We start from the raw sequence: 20044 nt of genomic DNA, 5'->3' as shown, positions 1-20044 counted from the left end.
GGAGGGTGTGGGAGAGTAGGTCACCGCCGGAACACCATTCAGGTCGAGAGCCCCAACCACACGGTTGGGGCTCTCCCACTTTAACCACCACACCAAAACTTTTAGCCGGGTATTTGCATCACGGCGACTGTATCGCGAATGAATAACAAGGTTAGGATTTTGCTCTTTATCAAGCGCGTTTAAGATATCCTCGGGTTCGGAATGCTGACCGGCTCCACTGTGGCTGCGGCGGCGTTCCTGACTACAACTTTGGGGGATGTGGTTCGATGAAGCATCGGGGTATCTGGTCTACGGCGGCTATGCTTGCGCTCTGTTTTGCGATGGCGGTTCCGCCGGCTGCTTCGGCCGTAGTCGACCCGCCGTCGCCCACGCTGACGGCGGAGCCGACCACCGTGGCTCCCTCTGCTACATCAACTCCGTCCCCGGCGCAGCCGACGGGGGACCCCACCGTTTCACCGAACGTGGCCCCTGAACCCATTTCATCTCCGAGCGCCACAGCGACACCCCCAGCAACCGGTAGCGCCTCCCGAACCACTGTTCCGGAGGCCATGGTCTCAACACCCGGCCAGGATGCCATTGAGGCAGAATGGCAACGCCTAGGCGGCGCGGCGGGCGCGCTGGGCAATGCCGTTAGCGCAACAGAGTGTGGACTGAGCCAGGACGGATGCCGGCGCCAGTTCCAGAATGGAAAGATTCATTGGACGGCCGGCACGGGTGCATTCGCTACTGCCGGGGACATCGGTGCTGTCTGGGCTGTCCACCAGGAGGAAGCCGGTCGTATCGGCTACCCGGTAGGGTCGGTAGCCTGCCAGCCGAGCCCCTCCATCTGCCAACAGGGCTTTCAGCGGGGGTTCATCGTTTCGACCGGCGGCGTCGGGGCTTTCGCGGTCTATTCCCCGTACTCGGGGGTGTGGACCGCCTACGGTGCAGCGGCCGGGAGGCTGGGCGTGCCCATCGCAGCTGAAAAATGCGACGCCAGCGGCGCAGGCTGTTCACAGAGGTTCCAGCGCGGCTCGATCGTCTGGGCGGCAGGCAGCGGCACAGTTGCCCTCTATGATCCCTACTACAGCGTTTGGGCTGCCAACGGGATGGGAGCGGGAAGACTCGGATACCCGGTCTCCAACGAACGCTGCACGCCCAACGGAACCGGTTGCGTGCAGCAGTTTCAGCGAGGCTATGCTGCGTGGGTACCAGGGGTAGGTACGACGCTGCTGACCGGAATCTACTCCTCAGTCTGGTCCAACAACGGTAGTGAATCCAGCCGCCTGGGCCTGCCGATAGCAGCGGAGGCCTGCGGTCTGGTCAACAGCGGTTGCTTCCAGAGGTTCAGTGGCGGCTCTGTTTACTGGAACGCCGGCAACGGTGCGTACGCGGTGTACGGAGGTTATGCACAGATCTGGAGCCAGTACGGGAAGGAAGCCGGCCGTCTGGGTTACCCGGTATCCGGTGAGCAGTGCGGACTTACCGGTCCGGGATGTGTCCAGTCGTTTCAAGGCGGCTATGTATATTGGGCGGCAGGCATCGGGTTCCATTCCGTATACGGTGTGTACGGCCAATTGTGGGGCTCCAAGAGGGCCCAAAACGGAGCCTTGGGCTACCCCGTAACGGAGGAGTCCTGCCAGGTGAGTACCTGTGTCCAGCGTTTCGAGGGCGGTGCCATTCAATGGACCGCCGGGCAGGGAACGTCGCTCCGGTATTCTGAGTGGGGTTACTGCCGGGCGCTGAACGTTGGGGCTACCAAGTACCCCGGCGGCGGGGCTGCCCGGGTGTCGTTTGCGATTTCCCAGGGCTATGGGACCACTCCCGTGACCTTCACTAACTGCGTTAAGCGTGATGGAAAATATGTCCATGAGTGGACAGTCGGCGGATACGCCGGGGAAAGCGGTTTCGCCCGACCGGGGGTGGCAACTGGACCGACCACGGGCAAGTACTCACCGACGGGATCGTATTCCATTACCCTGGCATTTGGCCTCTCTAATCCGGGGACTTCCCTTCCTTACCAGACACTCAATCCCTATTCGCGCTGGGGCGGACGGCTCAACGCCAATTACAACAAGTACTTTGAGTCCAGCGCGGACGTCTTTCCGGATGAAAACATGTGGTACTACGCGACGCGGCCGTCCGGAGACTACCGACAGGGTGCTGTCATCAATTACAACCGGCCGCCGGATTCCAACATCGTGATGGATGCCGGGTTCGCAATTTTCCTTCACGCAAATCCGGTTCCCACGTGGGGATGCATTTCGCTCAGCGAGGCCAACGTCGTCAGGTATCTTCAATCCGCCAACTACGGGGACCGGCTCATCATGGGAGTCAGCAACGATGTCTTTGAATAGGCGCCGAATCCGGACGACTGTCCTTACAGTCGTGGCAGCGATTGTCGCTGGCAGTGCCGCGCTTGTTGCGTGCACTCCCGCGGGACCGTCGTCTGGCGTGGCAACATCATCGTCCGGCACACAGCCGGGCTCCTCGGGATCGTCGGCCAGCCCGAGCCCCTCGAACACGGCCCAAGTGGGAAGGGACGGGCGGACAGTTGACCCCGCAGCCAAGGCTGGATCCTGCACGCTGCTGGCGGAATCAGACATCAAAAGTGCATTGTCCTCATGGGCCACCGGGCTCCAGCCTGGGCAGGGAGAAGTATCAACGGACCGTGATGGAACGGCGATAGACTCCTGCGTCTATGCACTGGAGTCGGCAGCCGGGACGGATCACAGCGCTGTCATCGAGCAAAGGGAGTTCAAGACCCCGCAAGACTTGGCTGCCAGCGCCCCCTTTGGCCTATTGATGAAGGCGGAGGCAATATCGGGCTTGCGCGGGGACGCCAAGTACGGCGTGAACACGCTGACGGCGAGTACCGAGTACGTCGTCGTCTCGGTGCTCGACAAGACCTCTTCCAAGCTGCTCGTGTCCGTGCCTTCCGGCACGGCGGTGCCGGAAGGCACAAGCGCTAAAGAGATGCTCGTGGCGCTTGCCAAGAAAGCCGGCTTCTGACTGACAGGCTTATGACGATAGTCACTGTTGACTCCGTGTGCGTTGGGACCGGTGCCCGCCGGGCTCTGACTCGCCTAGAATTGGGTGAGATGTACGGACTTCGAAGCGCTTGATTTCGGGTTGCGTGACAGAACGAAACACGAATAAGAGCGGCTGCAATCGCGCCAGTGGTCAGCTCATAACGGGAGGTAGCCAACATGGCTGAGCACAACGGCGGAAATCGAAACGGTAAAGACCGCGGCAGCTACGGGGGCGGCCGGCCTTCGGGCGGCGGACCGTTCCGGGCCTCGAATAATTCCGGCGGCGATCCCCGCGGATTCCGCTCCAGGGATGATCGCAGCGATCGTCCGGCGCGTGAGGGCGGGGATCGTAAGCCGTTTGGTGATCGTCCGTCCCGTGAGGGCGGGGAGCGCCGCAGCTTCGCCGCGGGCGATCGCGATCGTAAGCCGTTTGGTGATCGTCCGTCCCGTGAGGGTGGGGAGCGCCGCAGCTTCGGTGCCGGTGATCGTGATCGTAAGCCGTTCGCCGCGGGCGATCGCGATCGTAAGCCGTTTGGTGATCGTCCGTCCCGTGAGGGCGGGGAGCGCCGCAGTTTCGGTGCTGGTGACCGTGATCGTAAGCCGTTTGCCGCGGGCGATCGTGACCGTAAGCCGTTTGGTGATCGTCCGTCCCGTGAGGGCGGTGAGCGCCGCAGCTTTGGCGGCGGTGCGGGCGATCGTGATCGTAAGCCGTTTGGTGATCGTCCGTCCCGTGAAGGCGGGGAGCGCCGCAGCTTTGGCGGCGGTGCCGGTGACCGGGACCGTAAGCCGTTTGGTGATCGTCCGTCCCGTGAGGGCGGGGAGCGCCGCAGCTTTGGCGGCGGCGACAACCGTAAGCCTTTCGGTGACCGCCAGGAACGGGCGCCGCGCAGCTTCGACCGTGGCGAATCGGGCCCCCGCGACTTCGGACGCGACCGGCCCGAGGACCGCCCTGCACGCGTACCGAACGCCCGTGACCTGCGCAGCGCCAACCGCCCGGACCGTGAGCGCTCTCCCCAGATCGACGAAGATGTCACCGGCCAGGAACTGGACCGCGCAACCAAGCACGAGATCAAGACCCTCGAACCAAAGAGCGCAGAGTGGGTTGCACGCCACCTGGTGATGGCAGGCCGCCTCATCGACGAAGAACCGGAGCTAGCTTTCCAGCATGCCCTGGCTGCCAGCCGCCGCGGCGGACGCCTGTCCGCTGTACGCGAGGCAGTAGGCCTGACCGCCTACGCAGCGGGCCATTACGGCGAAGCCCTGCGCGAGTTCCGCACCTACCGCCGGATCAGCGGCTCCAACGTGCACCTGCCGGTCATGGCCGACTGCGAACGCGGACTGGGACGGCCGGACCGTGCCCTTGATGTGGCACGCTCCGAGGAAGCCAACGACCTCGATGCACCCGGCAAGGTTGAACTGGCCATCGTGGCCGCCGGCGCCCGGACGGATCTGGGTCAATTGGATGCAGCCGTAGCCGAACTGGAAATCGCCCAGTTGGACATCAACCGCGCCTTCTCCTACAGCCCCCGCCTCTTCCGCGCGTACGGTGACGCCCTCGCGGCAGTGGGACGGACCGAGGAAGCAGCGAAGTGGCAGCGCCAGGCCGTTGTGGCGGAGAACGCACTGGGCCTCGGAGCGGACGAGGAACCTGACATCATCGACCTCGGCTGGGACGAGGAAGAAGAAGCCCGCGAAGAGGAAGCAAGGCGCCGCCTGCTCGCCCAGCAGCAGGCTGACAGTGCGCCTGCTCCGGCGCCGGGTGTTCGTGACGACAGCCAGTCGGCCGTCGTTGAGGCTGCCGCATCGGACGCTGCCGCCGTGGATGAAGGCTCCGACGACGCCGAAGCGGACTACTTTGAATCGGACGACGCTGAATCCGACGAAGACTCCGTTGAAGAAGACGAACTCGAAGCCGGCACCGCTGAGGACTCCGCCTACGGTGCCCGCGATGCGGACATTGCACAGTCGGACCGCGAAAGGGAATAACAGCGCATGAGCGGTGCTTCATTGATTTCCGGGTTCGACGCCCTCCTGTCGGACCTTGACGGGGTTGTTTACGCCGGTCCCCACGCCATCCCGGGCGCTGTCGAGGCGCTCCGCCAACTGGCTGGAATCGACGTCGGACTTGGCTACGTCACCAACAACGCGTCCCGGACCCCCGCGCAGGTGGCGGCGCACCTGCGTGAGCTTGGCGCGCCCGCCGACGACGAGCAGGTGGTCAGTTCCTCCCAGGCTGCCGGCGAGCTGCTGGCGGGACTTCTGCCGCCGGGGGCGCGGGTCCTGGTGACCGGGAGCCCGGCGCTGGCGCATGAGGTGGAGCTGGTGGGGCTGGTACCCGTTCACAGTGCCAAGGACGATCCGGTGGCGGTGGTCCAGGGATTCAATCCCGAGATCGGCTGGAAAGACCTCGCTGAGGCTTCCTATGTCATCGCCGGGGGCGCCCTGTGGGTTGCCACCAACACGGACATGTCCATTCCGCAGGCACGCGGCATCGCTCCGGGCAACGGAACCCTGGTGGCCGCCGTTGCTGCGGCCACCGGACAGCGGCCCCTCGTGGCCGGAAAGCCCGAGGCTCCGCTGTTTCGCACTGCCGCCAAGCGGCTTACCTCCGACCGGCCGCTCGTTGTGGGCGACCGTCTGGACACCGACATCCTCGGCGGGAACAACGCCGGTTTCGCAACGGTGGCAGTGCTCACCGGCGTCGACACCCGGGAATCCATCCTCGCCGCCCGCACCGCTGAGCGGCCGGACTACCTCATCAACGACCTCAGTGATCTGTACCGCCCGTACCCAGCTGTGGAAGAGCACGACGGCGGCACGTTCCGTTGCGGTGCGGCCTCCGCCGTCGTGCGGGGGGAAGCGGTCCACATCAGCGGAGTGGCCGGTGACCTGGACTCGTGGCGGGCAGCCTGCTCGGCGTGGTGGACGGCCAATCCGCAGGCAGACACTGCACTGGCGCCGGCCATCGAGTGGCTGGCGCGCTAGGCCGGATCACTAGACTGGGACCATGACTGAGCTGAACAACTTTCCGGAAGCCGGCCGCGGCGTGAGCCCGGTCGGTGACGCGTCAGTTGACGCTGCGCTGGACCGTTTGGCTGACATTGAAGGGCTCCCCGTCGCCGGACACGCTGAGGCCTACGCGGCACTTCACGATGCACTGCTGGATGCGCTCAACGACGACGACCCGTCGACGGGTGACGCCTGAAGATGGCCAGGCTTGACCAAATGCTTGTCACCCGCGGACTGGCAAGGTCCCGCACGCATGCCGCGCGCCTGATTGCCGAAGGCAAAGTCAGCTCGGATGGCATCGTTCTGCCGAAGGCCTCGGCCCAAGTGGATGACCTCACACAGCTCGACGTCGCCGACGACGGGCAGGACAGCTACGTCAGCAGGGCCGGCCACAAACTGGCCGGGGCGCTGGATGCCTTTCCGGAAGTCATTGCGGAAGGAAAGCGCTGCCTGGACGCCGGCGCCTCCACCGGCGGCTTCACGGAGGTCCTGCTCAGGCGCGGTGCGGAGCACGTGGTGGCTGTCGACGTCGGACACGGCCAGCTGGTTGCCCAGCTCAGGAACGACCCCCGCGTGTCCGTGCACGAAGGCCTCAACGTGCGCTACATGACGCCTGACGCTATCGGCGGCCCCGTCTCGCTGACGGTCGCTGACCTGTCGTTCATCTCGCTGACCCTGGTCCTGGAGCCACTGGCGGCGTGCACGCAGCCCGGCGGCGACCTGGTCCTGATGGTCAAACCGCAGTTCGAGATCGGCAAGGACAGGCTGGGCCGCACCGGCGTAGTGAATTCCGAACGTGAACGCCGGATGGCGGTAGGAAAAGTCGCCAATGCGGCGCTCGACGCAGGGCTCGATCTTCGCGGCCTGGCGGCAAGCCCGCTGCCCGGCCAGGACGGAAACGTCGAATACTTCCTGTGGATAAAGCGCAGGATCACCACAGACTTGCCTAAGATCGAAGAGCGGGACGCAGCCGTTGCTGCGTTGCTCGGAACTATCTGGCCGAACCACTAGAAAGCGGAACCCGATGAGCAGGCGTGTACTGGTCCTTGCCCACACCGGCCGCGAGGAATCACTGAAGGCTGCCTGGGAGGCGTGCATCCAGCTGCACGCCTCAGGCATTGTTCCGGTGATGCAAAAATCCGAACTCAAGGACATGGAAGGATTTTTCGGGCGGCTCGAAGACCCCGTGGAGATCCTCCATGACCACATCCAGCTGCCCGACGTCGAGCTCGTGATGGTCCTCGGCGGCGACGGCACCATCCTCCGTGCCGCCGAACTCGTCAGGGAAGTGGACGTTCCGCTCCTGGGCGTCAATCTCGGCCATGTCGGCTTCCTCGCCGAGAGCGAGCGGGCCGACCTCGCGCAGACCGTCGAATGGATCGCCAGCCGCGACTATACGGTGGAAGAACGAATGACCATCGACGTCCAGGTCTGGGTCCGTGGGCAGAAGATCTGGCACACATGGGCACTGAACGAGGCCGCCATCGAGAAGGGCAACCGGGAACGGATGCTTGAGGTGGTCACCGAAGTGGATGAGCGGCCACTGACGTCGTTCGGCTGCGACGGCGTGGTCATGGCAACGCCCACCGGCTCAACGGCCTATGCCTTCTCGGCGGGCGGTCCAGTGGTGTGGCCCGAGGTGGAGGCCCTGGTGATTGTTCCTATCAGTGCGCACGCGCTGTTCGCCAAGCCGCTGGTGGTCTCGCCCCGGTCCAGGCTGGCGGTCGAGGTCCTGAACCGGACCGACGCCCAGGGTGTGTTGTGGTGTGATGGCCGCCGGTCCGTGGACCTGCCGCCGGGAGCCCGCGTGGAAGTGACCCGGTCGGCAACGCCGGTGCGGCTCGCGCGAACACACCAGACGCCCTTCTCGGCGAGGCTGGTCCGTAAGTTCCAGCTCCCCATCCACGGCTGGCGCGGCCCCATGCCCCAGACCGAGTCCGTCCATACCGGGCCCGTACCCATCATCCGTACCCCCAGGCCCATGGCGCCGCCTGCCGGTCCCCGGCACGCCGGGACGTCCGAGACTGATCCGACGACTGCGAAGTGAATCATGCTTGAAGAACTCAGAATCCGCGACCTCGGCGTCATCACCGACGCAACCCTTCCGCTGGGCCCGGGCCTCAGCGTGGTGACCGGCGAAACCGGTGCCGGTAAGACCATGGTGGTCACCGCCGTCGGGCTCCTCCTGGGTGCCCGCTCGGATGCGGGCGCGGTCCGCAGCGGCGCGAAGAGCGCCTCCGCTGAAGCCGTCCTCAAGCTGGATGCCGGGCACGCGGCCGTCGCCCGCGCATTGGAGGCGGGGGCTGAGGTTGAAGAGTTCGACGGCGGCGCTGAACTGATCGTTGCCCGCCGGCTGGGTGCGGACGGACGCAGCCGTGCCTACCTTGGCGGCCGCGCCGCGCCCGTGGGGGTCCTTGCGGAGATCGGCGAAAGCCTGGTGGTGGTCCATGGCCAGTCGGACCAGATCAGGCTGAAGGGGGCGCTTGCCCAGCGAGGTGCCCTGGACAAGTTTGCCGGCGACGCCCTGGCCGCCCCGCTGGGCACATACCAAGCCCTGTACAGCCACTGGAAGGCCAGCCAGGCGGAGCTGGACACGCTCCGTGGCGCCGCACGGGACAGGCTGCGGGAAGCGGAATCGCTGCAGATTGCCCTGGCAGAGATCGATGACGTGGACCCGCAGCCGGGGGAGGACGAGTCCCTCAAGGCGGAGGCCGTGAAACTGGCCAATGTCGAAGAACTCAGGATTGCGGCAAACACCGCCCACCAGGCGCTCATCGCGGAGGACTACGGCGACGAGGGCGACGCCACCACCCTGGTGGACGCGGCGAAACGGACCCTGGAACATGTGGCTGAGCACGACGCCGAACTCGGCGCGGCAGCCGCACGCCTGGCCGAGGTCGGTTTCCTGCTGAACGACATCGCCACGGAACTGGCGAGCTACCAGGCCGGGCTGGATTCGGAGGGGCCGGAGCGACTCGCGGAAATCGAGGACCGGCGGGCCGCCCTGGCCAAGCTGGTCCGCAAGTACGCCCCCAGCATCGACGAGGTCCTGGTGTGGGCGGAGAACGCGCGTATCCGGTTCGACGAGCTGCAGGACGACTCCACCCGGATCGAGGCGCTGGACGCGGAGGTCGCCCGGACCGAGGCGGAGCTGAAAAAGCAGGCTGCCGCGATCAGCAAAATCCGCGCCAAGGCCGCCAAGGACCTCTCGGCACGGGTCAGCGCCGAACTGAAGGCCCTGGCCATGGCCGACGCGACCCTGGTGATCACCATCGAGCCCGCAGCCCAGCTGATGCCCTACGGGGCGGACGAGATCTCGTTCCTGCTCCAGCCCCACTCCGGTGCCCCGGCCCGTCCGCTGGGCAAGGGTGCCTCCGGCGGCGAGCTTTCCCGCGTGATGCTGGCCATCGAGGTGGTGCTCGCCGCAGTGGATCCGGTGCCCACCTTTGTGTTCGACGAAGTGGATGCCGGCGTGGGAGGCCGGGCCGCCGTCGAGATCGGCCGCCGACTGGCCATGCTGGCGCAGCATGTGCAGGTCCTGGTGGTCACGCACCTTCCGCAGGTCGCCGCGTTCGCCGACCAGCACATCACCGTCACCAAAACATCCGTCAGAGGGGCCGACGGCGGCACCGCCACCGGGTTAACCTCCAGCGACGTACGGCTCCTCGATGGCCCGGAAAGGGTCAAGGAACTGGCCCGGATGCTTGCCGGCCAGGAAGATTCCGAAACAGCCCAGGCCCACGCCCAGGAGCTGCTGGACGACGCCAAGCTGCTGCCGCAGCGGGCCTGAACGGCATTGCGAGAACCGTCACATCGGCCGCCCCGCCGCCCGCGTTTTACAGGTAAACCTTGATCAGTGTCCGGCGGCGGGGGAGACTGAGTCATTTGGGGAATCCGATTTTCGACCCGTGGAAGGCTCAATTGATGATAGGCTCGAATTCCGTGGTGCAGCGATCAAATTCCCGTGTAAATTCCCGGTTCCCGGGCTCGTCCAAGACGACCAAACACATCTTCGTCACCGGCGGTGTGGCGTCCTCGCTAGGCAAGGGACTGACGGCTTCAAGCCTCGGCCACCTGCTGCGGGCACGCGGTTTGTCTGTAACTATGCAGAAGCTCGATCCCTACCTGAACGTGGATCCGGGCACGATGAACCCCTTCCAGCACGGCGAAGTCTTCGTGACTGACGACGGTGCCGAGACGGACCTGGATGTCGGCCACTACGAGCGCTTCCTCGATGAAAACCTTGAGGGTTCGGCCAACGTCACGACCGGCCAGGTCTACTCCACGGTCATCGCCAAGGAGCGCCGCGGCGAGTACCTCGGCGACACCGTCCAGGTCATCCCGCACATCACGGATGAGATCAAGCGCCGGATGCGGCTTCCTGCCGAAGGCAAGAACGCGCCCGACGTCATCATCACCGAGATCGGCGGTACCGTTGGCGATATCGAATCGCAGCCCTTCCTCGAGTCTGCCCGCCAGGTGCGCCAGGATATCGGCCGCGGCAACGTCTTCTTCCTGCACGTGTCCCTGGTGCCGTACATCGGCCCTTCCCAGGAACTGAAGACCAAGCCGACGCAGCACTCCGTTGCCGCGCTGCGCTCCATCGGCATCCAGCCCGAGGCGATCGTGATCCGTTCGGACCGCGAAGTCCCGCAGGCCATGCGCGACAAGATCGGCCGCATGTGCGACGTTGACATTGACGCCGTCATCGGCTGCCCCGACGCGCCGAGCATTTACGACATCCCCAAGACCCTGCACTCCCAGGGCCTGGACTCCTACATCGTCCGTGCACTCGACCTGCCGTTCAAGGATGTTGACTGGACCAGCTGGGACAAGCTGCTCGAAGCGGTCCACAACCCCAAGCACGAGGTGGAAATCGCCCTGGTCGGCAAGTACATCGACCTGCCGGACGCCTACCTTTCCGTCACCGAGGCACTGCGTGCCGGCGGCTTCGCCAACGACACCAAGGTCAAGATCCGCTGGGTCCCCTCGGACGAATGCGAAACCCACGAGGGCGCAGTCAACTCGCTCTCCGGCGTGGACGCCATCTGCGTACCCGGTGGATTCGGCATCCGCGGCCTCGAAGGCAAGCTCGGCGCGCTCAAGTTTGCCCGCGAAACCAAGCTGCCGGTCCTGGGCCTGTGCCTGGGCCTCCAGTGCATGGTCATCGAATACGCCCGGAACGTGGTGGGCCTCGAGGGCGCATCGTCCAGCGAATTCGAACCGGACTCGAAGTACCCGGTGATCGCCACCATGGAAGAGCAGCTGGACATCGTCGACGGCAAGGGCGATCTTGGCGGCACCATGCGCCTTGGCCTTTACGAGGCCAAACTGGACGAAGGCTCTGTCGTCGCCGAGACCTACGGCACCACCAAGGTCAGCGAACGGCACCGCCACCGCTACGAAGTCAATAACAAGTACCGTGACCAGATTGCAGCGAAGGGGCTCGTGTTCTCCGGAACGTCCCCGGACGGCAAGCTGGTGGAGTACGTGGAGCTTCCCCGCGAAGTCCACCCGTACTACGTGGCCACCCAGGCACACCCCGAGCTCAGCTCCCGCCCCACCCGGCCGCACCCTTTGTTCGCGGGCCTGGTCAAGGCTGCGCTGGATCACCAGAAGGGCGGGGACATCCTCCCCGCCGTCAACAGTGCGGAAGCACCGGCTGAGGCCAGCGGTTCCGCCCGCAAGGTCTCGGCCAAGTAGCCACAACTAAATCAAAGGACGGCGCGATGCCCGGTAAGCCTGAAACCCCCAATGCTGCACGGCAGGTTTCGGATGCGCCGAGCCCGCGCCGTCTTTTGTCTTCCCGGAAGGTGTACGAAGGCCGCATCTGGGACGTTGTCAGCGACAGTTTCCAGCTCAGCGAACACGGCGACGAGCTGGTCCGCGACTACATCGACCACCCGGGTGCGGTAGCGGTCCTGCCCATGAACGAGGCCGGCGAAGTCCTGCTGATGAAGCAGTACCGGCATCCTGTGGGCATGGACCTGTGGGAGATCCCCGCCGGTCTGCTGGACATCGAGGGCGAGGACTTTGTGGTGGGGGCCGCGCGTGAGCTCGCCGAGGAAGCGGACCTGGTGGCCGGGACCTGGAACGTGCTGGCTGACTTCTTCAACTCGCCGGGATCCTCGAGCGAGGCGATCCGCATTTACCTCGCCCGGGATTTGAGCGACGTGCCGGATCATGAACTCCACGTCCGAACGGATGAGGAAGCCGAGATCGAACTGCACTGGACGCCGTTGGAGGAAGCTGTGGCGGCCGTCCTGGACGGCCGGCTGCACAACCCGTCCGCCGTCGTCGGAATCCTGGCTGCAGCGGCGGCACGCGCGGACGGCTTTGAGCATCTGCGCCCGGCAAATGCCCCCTGGCCCGCCCACCCCAGCCAGCGTTGATGGGCAGCACCGCCACTCCCGCACCGGAACGTGCCGGTGCTGAACCACTGCGTGCTGAGCCCGTCCCTGCCGAACAGACTCCGGCGGAAGAGCCCGCCCGGCCCCGCAACGCCATAGACCGCGCCGTTAGCGACTACCTCCAGCACATGGGGGTCGAGCGGGGACTGGCTGCGAACACCCTGTCGGCCTACCGCCGCGACCTGGCCCGCTATGCAAACTACCTCGCCGCCTGCGGCTCCGTCCGCCCGGGCGACGTCACCCGGCGGCACGTCACCGGATTCGTACAGGCCTTGTCCGACGGTTCCGACGGCGGGACCGCACTCGGCGTCCGGTCCGCCGCGCGGACCGTCGTGGCGGTCCGCGGCCTCCATAAGTTCTGGGCACTTGAAGGAATGACGACGACGGATCCCGCCAGTGATGTCCACCCGCCCATGCCCGGCAAGCGGCTGCCCAAGGCCATTAGCGTGGACGAGGTTACCCGGATCCTTGAAGCGACAGGGACGGACACGGCAACTGGCCTAAGGGACCGGGCCCTGCTGGAATTCCTCTATTCCACCGGTGCCCGCATCAGCGAGGCCGTGGGACTCGACGTCGACGACATATCCCTGCAAACGGAGCAGGACGGGCCAGCAATTGTCAGGCTGTTCGGCAAGGGATCCAAGGAAAGATTGGTGCCGTTGGGGTCCTACGGTGCCCGTGCCCTGGACTCGTACCTGGTGCGCGGCCGGCCGATGCTGGCAGCCAAGGGCAAAGGCACACCGGCGCTGTTCCTGAATGCCCGCGGCGGCCGGATCAGCAGGCAGAGCGCATGGACCATCCTCAAGGCTGCCGCCGACAAGGCCAACATCACCAAGGACGTTTCGCCGCACACCCTCCGCCACTCCTTTGCAACGCACCTCCTGGAAGGCGGGGCGGATGTCCGCGTGGTCCAGGAGCTCCTGGGACATGCTTCCGTGACCACCACGCAGGTCTACACGCTCGTGACGGCTGACACGTTGCGGGAAATCTACGCCGCCGCCCACCCCCGGGCGCTCGGCTAGAGTGCAAAACGCAACACCTTCCTGCCGAGTGTAAGAAATGTGCCCCCGCCAAACACTTAACGGTTAGCACGTGGGGAACAGGATTTAGGGGGAGGAATGTTGGTAACACGGGAACGCTCATTCGCGGTGTTGCACTCGGAGAACTACGGACGCATCTATCGGTACATTGCGTACCGCATCAGCGATGCAGACCGCGCGGAAGAGCTCGCCGGTGACGTCTTCAGGATTGCCTGGGAGAAGGACCTCCCTGAGGAACCCGGGATCGGCTGGCTCATCGCAACAGCCCGGAACGTGGTGGCCAACGAGTATAAGGGCCGCAGCCGCCGGCAGCTTCTGCGCGAAGGCCTGCAGGAGCGGATGAGGGTCGCAGCAGCCACCAATAACAACGAAAGCGAGGCGGTGGCGGACGTCCTCGCCGAGCTGAACGACAAGCATCGCGAAGTCCTGATGCTCGCGTACTGGGATGGGCTGACCACGGCTGAACTCGCGGAAAGCCTGGGCTGCTCCATCTCCGCTGCCGGCGTACGCCTGCACCGCGCCAGGAAGGCATTCGCCGGCATGGTCCCGGAACACCTGATGAACGAAAGGACGGCCTAGCCATGGATCGGATCGAACAGCTGATGAAGAACGCAAAACCGCAGGTTCCCGGTCCGCGGCAGCACGCCGTTCCGGACAACCCGGAGTCGGGCACCGGCGAACCGGGGGCACAGGCCGCGCCCACCTTCTCCGGAACCTTCACGGACGGCAACAACATCGCCTCCCTCGACCGCGCACGGCAGTCCCAACGCCGCACCGCTATGCGCACAGGCGTCGCGGGTCTGGCAGCGGCGGCAGTGGTGACACTGGCGGTAGTGGCCGGCAACATGGGCGGCCTGAACTCTCCGGCACCGGGACCGGCAGCCAGCAACACCGGCAGCGATGCGGCTCCGTCGCCCGGCGCGTCTGCAAGCCGGACTGCCGATGCGGCAAAAGCCCAGGCCTCAGCGTCAGCTTCGGCAGTACCGTCCACGGCGGCATCCTCGGGACCGGCGTCCGTGCCGGCAGCTGCGTGGCAGACGTTTACCAGCGCAAACGGCAACGTCTCCTTCGACTACCCCGCCGGCTGGAAGGTGGTTCCGCTTCCGGGAGACGGAGTTGGCAACGTGGTGAAACTCCAAGTCACCGACAGCGCCGGAAAGCACGTCGCCGCCCTTACCTACGGGGACACCGGCGGCGGCCTGGGTGGAGCCTGCAGCAGCGAACCCCGCCCCTACACCGTCCTGGATACCGTGGAGATGCAGTTGCCGTACAACGCCGGTGCCAGCAACGTGACCCCCCGGTTCACGTTCCGTGCCGTGGAAACAGGTTCCGGCGTCAACGCCTCCTTCGGCCTTACCTCCAGCACGGCCGGCACTGACGGAAGATCGTGCATGTTCTACAACGTGGTGAACGGTCCCCAGGATTCACCTGTCTACATGTTCGCGGACTCGCTTCAGGTGAACTCCGCTCCGTCGCCGGACGGAGCAGCGGGCGTCAAAACGTTCAGCACTATTGCCGAGGCCCGGGCCTACATGCAGTCGTCCGGTTACCTTGACGCCAAACGTATGATCACCTCGCTGCAGATCACCGCAGGCTGAGCCGGGCCGGGTTACGCTGTTGACCATGACGTCCACCCCCGTGACCCTCTGCTTCCTGCTTCGGGATCGACCTGGCGGCGGAACCGAGGTGCTCCTTGGCCTCAAGAAGACCGGCTTCGGCAGAGGCAAGATCGTGGGCCTCGGCGGCCATGTGGAGGCTGGCGAGAGCGACGCGGAAGCTGTATGCCGGGAAGTCTTCGAAGAAGCGGGCGTCATCGTCCGCGAGGAGGACCTCCGCCACGCGGGGGCAGTGGAATTCCGGTTTCCCGCCCGGCCGGAGTGGAACATGCTTACCCGTCTGTTCACGACGCGCCAATGGGAGGGCGAGCCGGCGGAAAGCCGCGAGATCGCGCCCGAATGGTTTGATGCGCTCTCGCTGCCGGTGGACCGCATGTGGCAGGACGCGGATCACTGGCTCCCGGTGGTGCTGGAAGGCCGGACAGTGGACATTGTGGTCACCCTCAACGCCGACAACGAAACGGTGGCTTCTTCCGTGAGCGTCCTGCGGAACCTCCCACAGTGAAGAACGACGCCGGCCCGGTCACCTCTGAAAGGTGACCGGGCCGGCGTCGTGCGATCCTGATGTTCAGCGCTTACGAAAGGTGGCGTTCCTCCACGCCGTTGTACTCGCTCAATGGACGGATCAGGGAGTTTGATTCCAGCTGCTCCATGATGTGCGCGGTCCAGCCGGTGATGCGGCTGGCAACGAACAACGGAGTGAACGTGGCGGTGTCGAAACCCATGAGGTGGTACGTGGGCCCGGTGGGGTAGTCCAGGTTGGGCTTGATTCCCTTGGCCTCGTCCATGGCGCTCTCCAGGCCGTTGTAGAGCCCCAGGAGCTCCGGACGGCCGTAGTGGGCAATCATCTTGTCCAAGGCGGCCTTCATGGTGGGGACGCGGGAGTCGCCGTGTTTGTAGACGCGGTGGCCGAAGCCCATGACCTTCTTCTTCTGCGCCAGGGCATCCTCCATCCAGGCCTTGGCTCGGGCGGCGGCCTCCTCCAGTGATTCCTCGGAGCGGATGCCGATTTCATCGAAGGTGTGCATGACGGCTTCGTTGGCGCCGCCATGGAGCGCACCCTTGAGGGCGCCGATGGCTCCTGTCACGGCCGAGTGCAGGTCCGAAAGCGTGGACGTGATCACGCGGGCCGTGAACGTGGAGGCGTTGAAGGAGTGCTCCGCGTACAGGATCATGGACACGTTGAACGCGTCCACGACCTCGGGCACCTGCTCTTCGCCGAAGGTCATCCAGAGGAAGTTGGCGTCGTATCCCAGATCGTCACGGGGCTCCACCAGTTCCAGGCCATGGCGGCGGCGCTGGTCGTAAGCCACAACGGCCGGCATGGCGGCGAACAGGTCGATGGCCTTCTGCATGTTTGCTTCGCGCGAGGAGTCCTCGGCGAGTTCATGCCGTGCTCCCATCACGGATGCCGCCGTCCGGCAGACGTCCATCGGGTGGGACGTGATGGGCAGCGCGTCAATCACCTGCTTGACCACCGGATCCAGCCGGCGGCCTGCCCTTTCCTTGGCTGTGAAGTCAGCCAGCTGCTCCGCCGTGGGCAGTTCGCCGTTCCAGAGCAGGTAGGCCACTTCTTCGAAACTGCACTTGGCGGCGAGCTCCTGGACGGGATAGCCGCGGTACAGCAGTGAGTTGGTGTCCGGGTTGACCTTGGATACCGCGGTGTAGTCCACCACGACGCCGGCGAGGCCCTTCTTGATCTCATTTTCAGCCATGCTGAAACTCCTTCGTTCCTTATGCTGTGTGCCGGCCGAAGCCGGAAGTCCGGGATGGATGGGGGTCAGTTGGTACCGGGAATCCTGAAGTTGAAGACTCCGGTGTCAAAGCGGTTGTAGGCCTCGTAGTCCACTAGGTCGTATAGCCGCGCACGGGTCAGCATGCTCTTTACCTGTGCCTCCTGGGTGCCGTCGGACCTGATCGATTCCAGAGTACGCTCAGCTGCCCCCATGGCACTACGGAGCAGCGTGACCGGGTAGATGACCATGTTGACGCCGACGCCCTGCAGTTGCGCCACGGTGAATAGCTCGCTTTGGCCGAATTCGGTCATGTTGGCGAGGATGGGCACGTCCACGGCATCACGGATGGCCTGGAACTCGCTGAGGTCCTTCATCGCCTCCGGGAAAATGGCATCCGCCCCGGCCTCGACGAGCGCCTTCGCGCGCTCCTGTGCCGCTTCCAGCCCGTCTGTGGCCCGGATGTCCGTCCTGGCCATGATGAGGAAGTTAGGGTCCCGGCGGGCGTCGGCTGCGGCGCGGATGCGCTTGGTGGCGGTGTCCAGGTCCACCACGTTCTTGCCGTCCAGGTGGCCGCACCTCTTGGGGTTGAACTGGTCTTCGATGTGCAGGCCGGCGAGGCCCGCGTTCTCGATTTCCTGCACCGAGCGGGCCACGTTCATGGGCTCGCCGAAGCCTGTGTCGGCGTCCACAATGCTGGGCAGGTCGGTCATCCGGGCAATCTGCCCGGCCCTCGTTGCCACCTCGGTGAGCGTGGTCAGGCCGATGTCCGGCAGGCCCAGGTCATTGGCCAGGACGGCGCCGGAGATGTAAACCCCGGCGAAGCCCTTCTCCTCGATGAGCCGGGCCGAGAGCGGGTTGAAGGCTCCCGGGAACTGCTGGATCGTGCCGGACGCCAGGAGCTCGCGGAACCGGATCCGCTTCTGCTCCGGCGTGACCTTCGAATACAGCATTAGAAAAGTCCCTTCGGTGCGGCAGCGAGGTCGATCACGCCGTCGGCCGCCTTGATGTTCAGCTGGTCCAGTTCGCCGGCAGCCAGTTCCGGGAGCCGGGCTGCTGCGGCAAGGAACCGTTCGATCTCCTCTTCGGCGACGAGGCCGGCCGCGAGGGTGCGGAACTTGTTGACGTACTGCTCCCGGGCGAACGGCCGGGCACCCAGCGGGTGGGCGTCGGCGACGGCGATCTCGTCGGTAATGACAGTGCCGTCGTTGAGCGTGATTTCAACGGATCCACCGAAAGCCTTTTCCGCGATATCGAGGGAGTGGTAGCGGCGGGTCCATTCCGGGTCCTCCACCGTGGTGACCTTGTGCCACAGCTCCACGGTGTCCGGGCGCGCGGCCCGCTCCGGGGCGTAGGAGTCCACATGGTGCCAGGCGCCGTCCTGCAGGGCCACCGTGAAGATGTAGGGGATGGAGTGATCGAGGGTCTCCCGGCTTGCCGTGGGACTGTACTTCTGCGGGTCGTTGGCGCCGGAGCCGATCACGTAGTGGGTGTGGTGGCTTGTCTTGATCAGCACCGACTTCACGTTGGCCGGGTCGGTGACCTCGGGGCGCTCGCCGTGGAGCTTGCGGGCAAGGTCGATCCAAGCCTGGGCCTGGTACTCGGCGGAGTGTTCCTTGGTGTAGGTGTCCAGGATGGCGCGCTTGGCTTCCCCGGGAGTCGGCAGCGGCACCATGTAGGAGGCATCCGGTCCGTCCAGCATCCAGGCGATCACGCCGTCTTCACCCTCATAGATCGGGACGGGCGACGTCTGGCCGCGCATGGATCGGTCCGCGGCTTCGACGGCCATCTTGCCGGCGAAGGCCGGTGCGTGCGCCTTCCAGGTGGAAATTTCGCCCTTGCGTGACTGGCGGGTCGCGGTGGTGGTGTGCAGGGCCTGCCCCACGGACTGGAAGATGGTCTCGGCGTCGAGCCCGAGCAGTGTGCCGATGCCCGCCGCGGCGGAGGGGCCGAGGTGGGCCACGTGGTCGATCTTGTGCTTGTGCAGGCAGATGGCCTTGACCAGGTTGACCTGGATTTCGTAGCCGGTGGCGATGCCGCGGATCAGGTCGTGTCCGCTGGAGCCGACGTGCTGGGCGACGGCGAGGATCGGCGGGATGTTGTCGCCGGGGTGGGAGTAGTCCGCTGCCAGGAAGGTGTCGTGGTAGTCGAGCTCGCGGACAGCGACGCCGTTGGCCCAGGCCGCCCATTCCGGTGCCACACGCTCGTCGATGCCGAAGACCTTGGATCCTTTGCCGCCGGTGGTGGGCCCGTGGGTCAGTGCCTGCGCGCGGGCGGCAACAATGGGGGCCCGGTTCAGGGACGCGATGGCCACGGAGGCGTTGTCGATCACCCGGTTGATCACCATGTCTGTGACCTCGTCCGTGACGGCGACGGGATCGGTGGCAACCTTGGCGATCTTGTAGGCGAGCTGGTCCTCGCGGGGCAGGTTTTCCTCGCTCTTGTAAACGCGGACGTGGTGTTCCTTGACCATGGTGCTCCTTTTAGTGAGGTGTATGCGTGACTTTGACGTGGGAAAGACTTCGGTGCAGGTGAAGGGTGGTGGCCGCTTCGGCCAGCCGGGGATTGCCCGCGGCAATCGCTTCCGCAATGGCGGCGTGCTCGGCAGCGGCTGCGGTGAGCCGCTGGGTGTCATCGGCGGCCAGGCGGCGGACCCGGACCAGGTGCACGCGCAGGCTGCGCATGGCCTGGGCCAGATAGGAGTTGGAAATAGCCGCGTCGATGGCTGCATCGAGACGGCCCGCGAGCTCGTAGTAGGCATGGCGGCCGGGATCGCTGCCGTTGATCAGCTCCGGGGCCTGCAGGAGCTCGAGGCGCAGCTGTTCGAAGGTTGCGGAGTCGCCGCGCTCGGCGGCCAGGGCGGCCGCCTTGCCTTCGAGGGTTTCGCGCAGTTCGAAAAGCTCGTCGATGTCGTCAAGCGAAATATCAGTGACGACGACGCCGCGGCCGCCCGCCGTCGTCGTCAGGCCCTCCGCGGTGAGCCGGCTCAGGGCTTCCCGGAGAGGCGTGCGGGAGATGCCCAGCCGCTCGGACTGCTCCACTTCCGCGAGGACAGTCCCGGGCAGGAGGCGCCATTCGATGATGTCATCACGCAATGCCGCATAGGCCCTGTCGCTGGCGCGCACCTTTGCCTCCTTCAGTGGTTGACGCTCCCCAGTGTATACACAGGGCGCTCGATTTCCCAGTAATTGGCCTAAAATCCTGATTTGGCTTCAGATTTGTATA

19 protein-coding genes are annotated in these 20044 nt (G+C 65.3%); 14 read left to right on the top strand and 5 right to left on the bottom strand.

The genetic code is table 11. The annotated features are described in order from the left end of the window. The first annotated feature begins 548 nt into the window (after positions 1–548). Both ACFVWT_RS18215 and ACFVWT_RS18210 read left to right on the top strand, forming a co-directional pair. Complete coding sequence (locus tag ACFVWT_RS18215; RefSeq protein ID WP_390250277.1) at positions 549–2336, top strand: hypothetical protein; 1788 nt, start codon at positions 549–551, stop codon at positions 2334–2336. A 259-nt stretch (positions 2337–2595) separates the two neighbouring features. Next, the gene (locus ACFVWT_RS18210; protein ID WP_390250275.1) at positions 2596–2991 is read left to right on the top strand and encodes a hypothetical protein; all 396 of its coding nucleotides are present in this window, start codon (positions 2596–2598) and stop codon (positions 2989–2991) included. Positions 2992–3167: 176 nt separating this feature from the next. Here ACFVWT_RS18210 and ACFVWT_RS18205 read toward each other — a convergent pair whose 3' ends face one another. Next, positions 3168–4124 (bottom strand): hypothetical protein, encoded by a 957-nt coding sequence (locus ACFVWT_RS18205; RefSeq protein ID WP_390250273.1) that lies wholly within the window; start codon positions 4122–4124, stop codon positions 3168–3170. A gap of 6 nt (positions 4125–4130) precedes the next feature. Here ACFVWT_RS18205 and ACFVWT_RS18200 point away from each other — a divergent pair, with 6 nt between their 5' ends. The 12 genes from ACFVWT_RS18200 (at position 4131) to ACFVWT_RS18145 (ending at position 15591) form a co-directional block, all read left to right on the top strand. Then, positions 4131–4997: a hypothetical protein gene (locus ACFVWT_RS18200; protein ID WP_390250271.1), complete on the top strand. Its 867-nt coding sequence runs from the start codon at positions 4131–4133 to the stop codon at positions 4995–4997. Positions 4998–5003: 6 nt separating this feature from the next. Further along, positions 5004–5996 (top strand): HAD-IIA family hydrolase, encoded by a 993-nt coding sequence (locus ACFVWT_RS18195; protein WP_390250269.1) that lies wholly within the window; start codon positions 5004–5006, stop codon positions 5994–5996. 22 nt (positions 5997–6018) lie between these two features. After that, positions 6019–6216, top strand: coding sequence for a hypothetical protein (locus ACFVWT_RS18190; protein ID WP_390250267.1), 198 nt, complete (start codon positions 6019–6021; stop codon positions 6214–6216). 2 nt (positions 6217–6218) lie between these two features. Beyond that, positions 6219–7031, top strand: coding sequence for a TlyA family RNA methyltransferase (locus ACFVWT_RS18185; RefSeq protein ID WP_390250265.1), 813 nt, complete (start codon positions 6219–6221; stop codon positions 7029–7031). Between the two features lie 13 nt (positions 7032–7044). Continuing rightward, the gene (locus ACFVWT_RS18180) at positions 7045–8067 is read left to right on the top strand and encodes an NAD kinase (protein ID WP_390250263.1); all 1023 of its coding nucleotides are present in this window, start codon (positions 7045–7047) and stop codon (positions 8065–8067) included. Positions 8068–8070: 3 nt separating this feature from the next. Then, on the top strand, positions 8071–9810 hold the full coding sequence (gene recN, locus ACFVWT_RS18175) for a DNA repair protein RecN (protein WP_390250261.1): 1740 nt from the start codon (positions 8071–8073) through the stop codon (positions 9808–9810). Positions 9811–9944: 134 nt separating this feature from the next. Next, positions 9945–11723 carry a CTP synthase gene (locus ACFVWT_RS18170; protein ID WP_390250259.1) on the top strand — a complete coding sequence of 593 codons (1779 nt, stop codon included), beginning with the start codon at positions 9945–9947 and terminating at the stop codon, positions 11721–11723. 26 nt (positions 11724–11749) lie between these two features. Continuing rightward, positions 11750–12412, top strand: coding sequence for an NUDIX domain-containing protein (locus ACFVWT_RS18165; RefSeq protein WP_390250257.1), 663 nt, complete (start codon positions 11750–11752; stop codon positions 12410–12412). Continuing rightward, entirely contained in the window at positions 12412–13452 is a 1041-nt protein-coding gene (xerD, locus tag ACFVWT_RS18160) for a site-specific tyrosine recombinase XerD (protein ID WP_390250255.1), read from the top strand. The genes ACFVWT_RS18165 and xerD overlap by 1 nt, the downstream gene beginning before the upstream one ends. A 96-nt stretch (positions 13453–13548) precedes the next feature. Beyond that, positions 13549–14049 carry an RNA polymerase sigma factor gene (locus ACFVWT_RS18155; RefSeq protein ID WP_390250253.1) on the top strand — a complete coding sequence of 167 codons (501 nt, stop codon included), beginning with the start codon at positions 13549–13551 and terminating at the stop codon, positions 14047–14049. A 2-nt stretch (positions 14050–14051) separates the two neighbouring features. Beyond that, complete coding sequence (locus ACFVWT_RS18150; protein ID WP_390250251.1) at positions 14052–15068, top strand: hypothetical protein; 1017 nt, start codon at positions 14052–14054, stop codon at positions 15066–15068. 25 nt (positions 15069–15093) lie between these two features. Next, entirely contained in the window at positions 15094–15591 is a 498-nt protein-coding gene (locus tag ACFVWT_RS18145) for an 8-oxo-dGTP diphosphatase (protein ID WP_390250249.1), read from the top strand. Between the two features lie 70 nt (positions 15592–15661). Here the strand turns inward: ACFVWT_RS18145 and ACFVWT_RS18140 are convergent, their stop codons facing one another. From ACFVWT_RS18140 to ACFVWT_RS18125, 4 genes are all read right to left on the bottom strand, one after another. After that, a complete protein-coding gene (locus tag ACFVWT_RS18140) occupies positions 15662–16801 on the bottom strand; it encodes a bifunctional 2-methylcitrate synthase/citrate synthase (RefSeq protein WP_390250247.1) in 1140 nt (379 codons plus the stop codon). A 65-nt stretch (positions 16802–16866) separates the two neighbouring features. Further along, the gene (gene prpB / locus ACFVWT_RS18135; RefSeq protein WP_390250245.1) at positions 16867–17772 is read right to left on the bottom strand and encodes a methylisocitrate lyase; all 906 of its coding nucleotides are present in this window, start codon (positions 17770–17772) and stop codon (positions 16867–16869) included. After that, the gene (locus tag ACFVWT_RS18130) at positions 17772–19292 is read right to left on the bottom strand and encodes an MmgE/PrpD family protein (protein ID WP_390250243.1); all 1521 of its coding nucleotides are present in this window, start codon (positions 19290–19292) and stop codon (positions 17772–17774) included. The genes prpB and ACFVWT_RS18130 overlap by 1 nt, the downstream gene beginning before the upstream one ends. Positions 19293–19302: 10 nt before the next feature. After that, positions 19303–19944 carry a GntR family transcriptional regulator gene (locus tag ACFVWT_RS18125; RefSeq protein WP_104175530.1) on the bottom strand — a complete coding sequence of 214 codons (642 nt, stop codon included), beginning with the start codon at positions 19942–19944 and terminating at the stop codon, positions 19303–19305. Positions 19945–20044 lie beyond the last annotated feature (100 nt).

This window comes from Arthrobacter sp. NPDC058288, from assembly GCF_042880995.1.
GTDB lineage: Bacteria > Actinomycetota > Actinomycetes > Actinomycetales > Micrococcaceae > Arthrobacter.
This window is presented reverse-complemented; position numbering and strand designations above follow the sequence as displayed.

What these genes read in the sequence shown, in the direction of transcription:
- recN (WP_390250261.1), top strand. Translation starts at nt 8,071, where the DNA reads ATGCTTGAAGAACTCAGAATCCGCGACCTCGGCGTCATCACCGACGCA.
- ACFVWT_RS18140 (WP_390250247.1), bottom strand. Translation starts at nt 16,801, where the DNA reads ATGGCTGAAAATGAGATCAAGAAGGGCCTCGCCGGCGTCGTGGTGGAC.
- ACFVWT_RS18150 (WP_390250251.1), top strand. Translation starts at nt 14,052, where the DNA reads ATGGATCGGATCGAACAGCTGATGAAGAACGCAAAACCGCAGGTTCCC.
- ACFVWT_RS18190 (WP_390250267.1), top strand. Translation starts at nt 6,019, where the DNA reads ATGACTGAGCTGAACAACTTTCCGGAAGCCGGCCGCGGCGTGAGCCCG.
- ACFVWT_RS18170 (WP_390250259.1), top strand. Translation starts at nt 9,945, where the DNA reads ATGATAGGCTCGAATTCCGTGGTGCAGCGATCAAATTCCCGTGTAAAT.
- prpB (WP_390250245.1), bottom strand. Translation starts at nt 17,772, where the DNA reads ATGCTGTATTCGAAGGTCACGCCGGAGCAGAAGCGGATCCGGTTCCGC.
- xerD (WP_390250255.1), top strand. Translation starts at nt 12,412, where the DNA reads ATGGGCAGCACCGCCACTCCCGCACCGGAACGTGCCGGTGCTGAACCA.
- ACFVWT_RS18185 (WP_390250265.1), top strand. Translation starts at nt 6,219, where the DNA reads ATGGCCAGGCTTGACCAAATGCTTGTCACCCGCGGACTGGCAAGGTCC.
- ACFVWT_RS18180 (WP_390250263.1), top strand. Translation starts at nt 7,045, where the DNA reads ATGAGCAGGCGTGTACTGGTCCTTGCCCACACCGGCCGCGAGGAATCA.
- ACFVWT_RS18130 (WP_390250243.1), bottom strand. Translation starts at nt 19,292, where the DNA reads ATGGTCAAGGAACACCACGTCCGCGTTTACAAGAGCGAGGAAAACCTG.
- ACFVWT_RS18165 (WP_390250257.1), top strand. Translation starts at nt 11,750, where the DNA reads ATGCCCGGTAAGCCTGAAACCCCCAATGCTGCACGGCAGGTTTCGGAT.
- ACFVWT_RS18215 (WP_390250277.1), top strand. Translation starts at nt 549, where the DNA reads ATGGTCTCAACACCCGGCCAGGATGCCATTGAGGCAGAATGGCAACGC.
- ACFVWT_RS18155 (WP_390250253.1), top strand. Translation starts at nt 13,549, where the DNA reads ATGTTGGTAACACGGGAACGCTCATTCGCGGTGTTGCACTCGGAGAAC.
- ACFVWT_RS18200 (WP_390250271.1), top strand. Translation starts at nt 4,131, where the DNA reads ATGGCAGGCCGCCTCATCGACGAAGAACCGGAGCTAGCTTTCCAGCAT.
- ACFVWT_RS18145 (WP_390250249.1), top strand. Translation starts at nt 15,094, where the DNA reads ATGACGTCCACCCCCGTGACCCTCTGCTTCCTGCTTCGGGATCGACCT.
- ACFVWT_RS18195 (WP_390250269.1), top strand. Translation starts at nt 5,004, where the DNA reads ATGAGCGGTGCTTCATTGATTTCCGGGTTCGACGCCCTCCTGTCGGAC.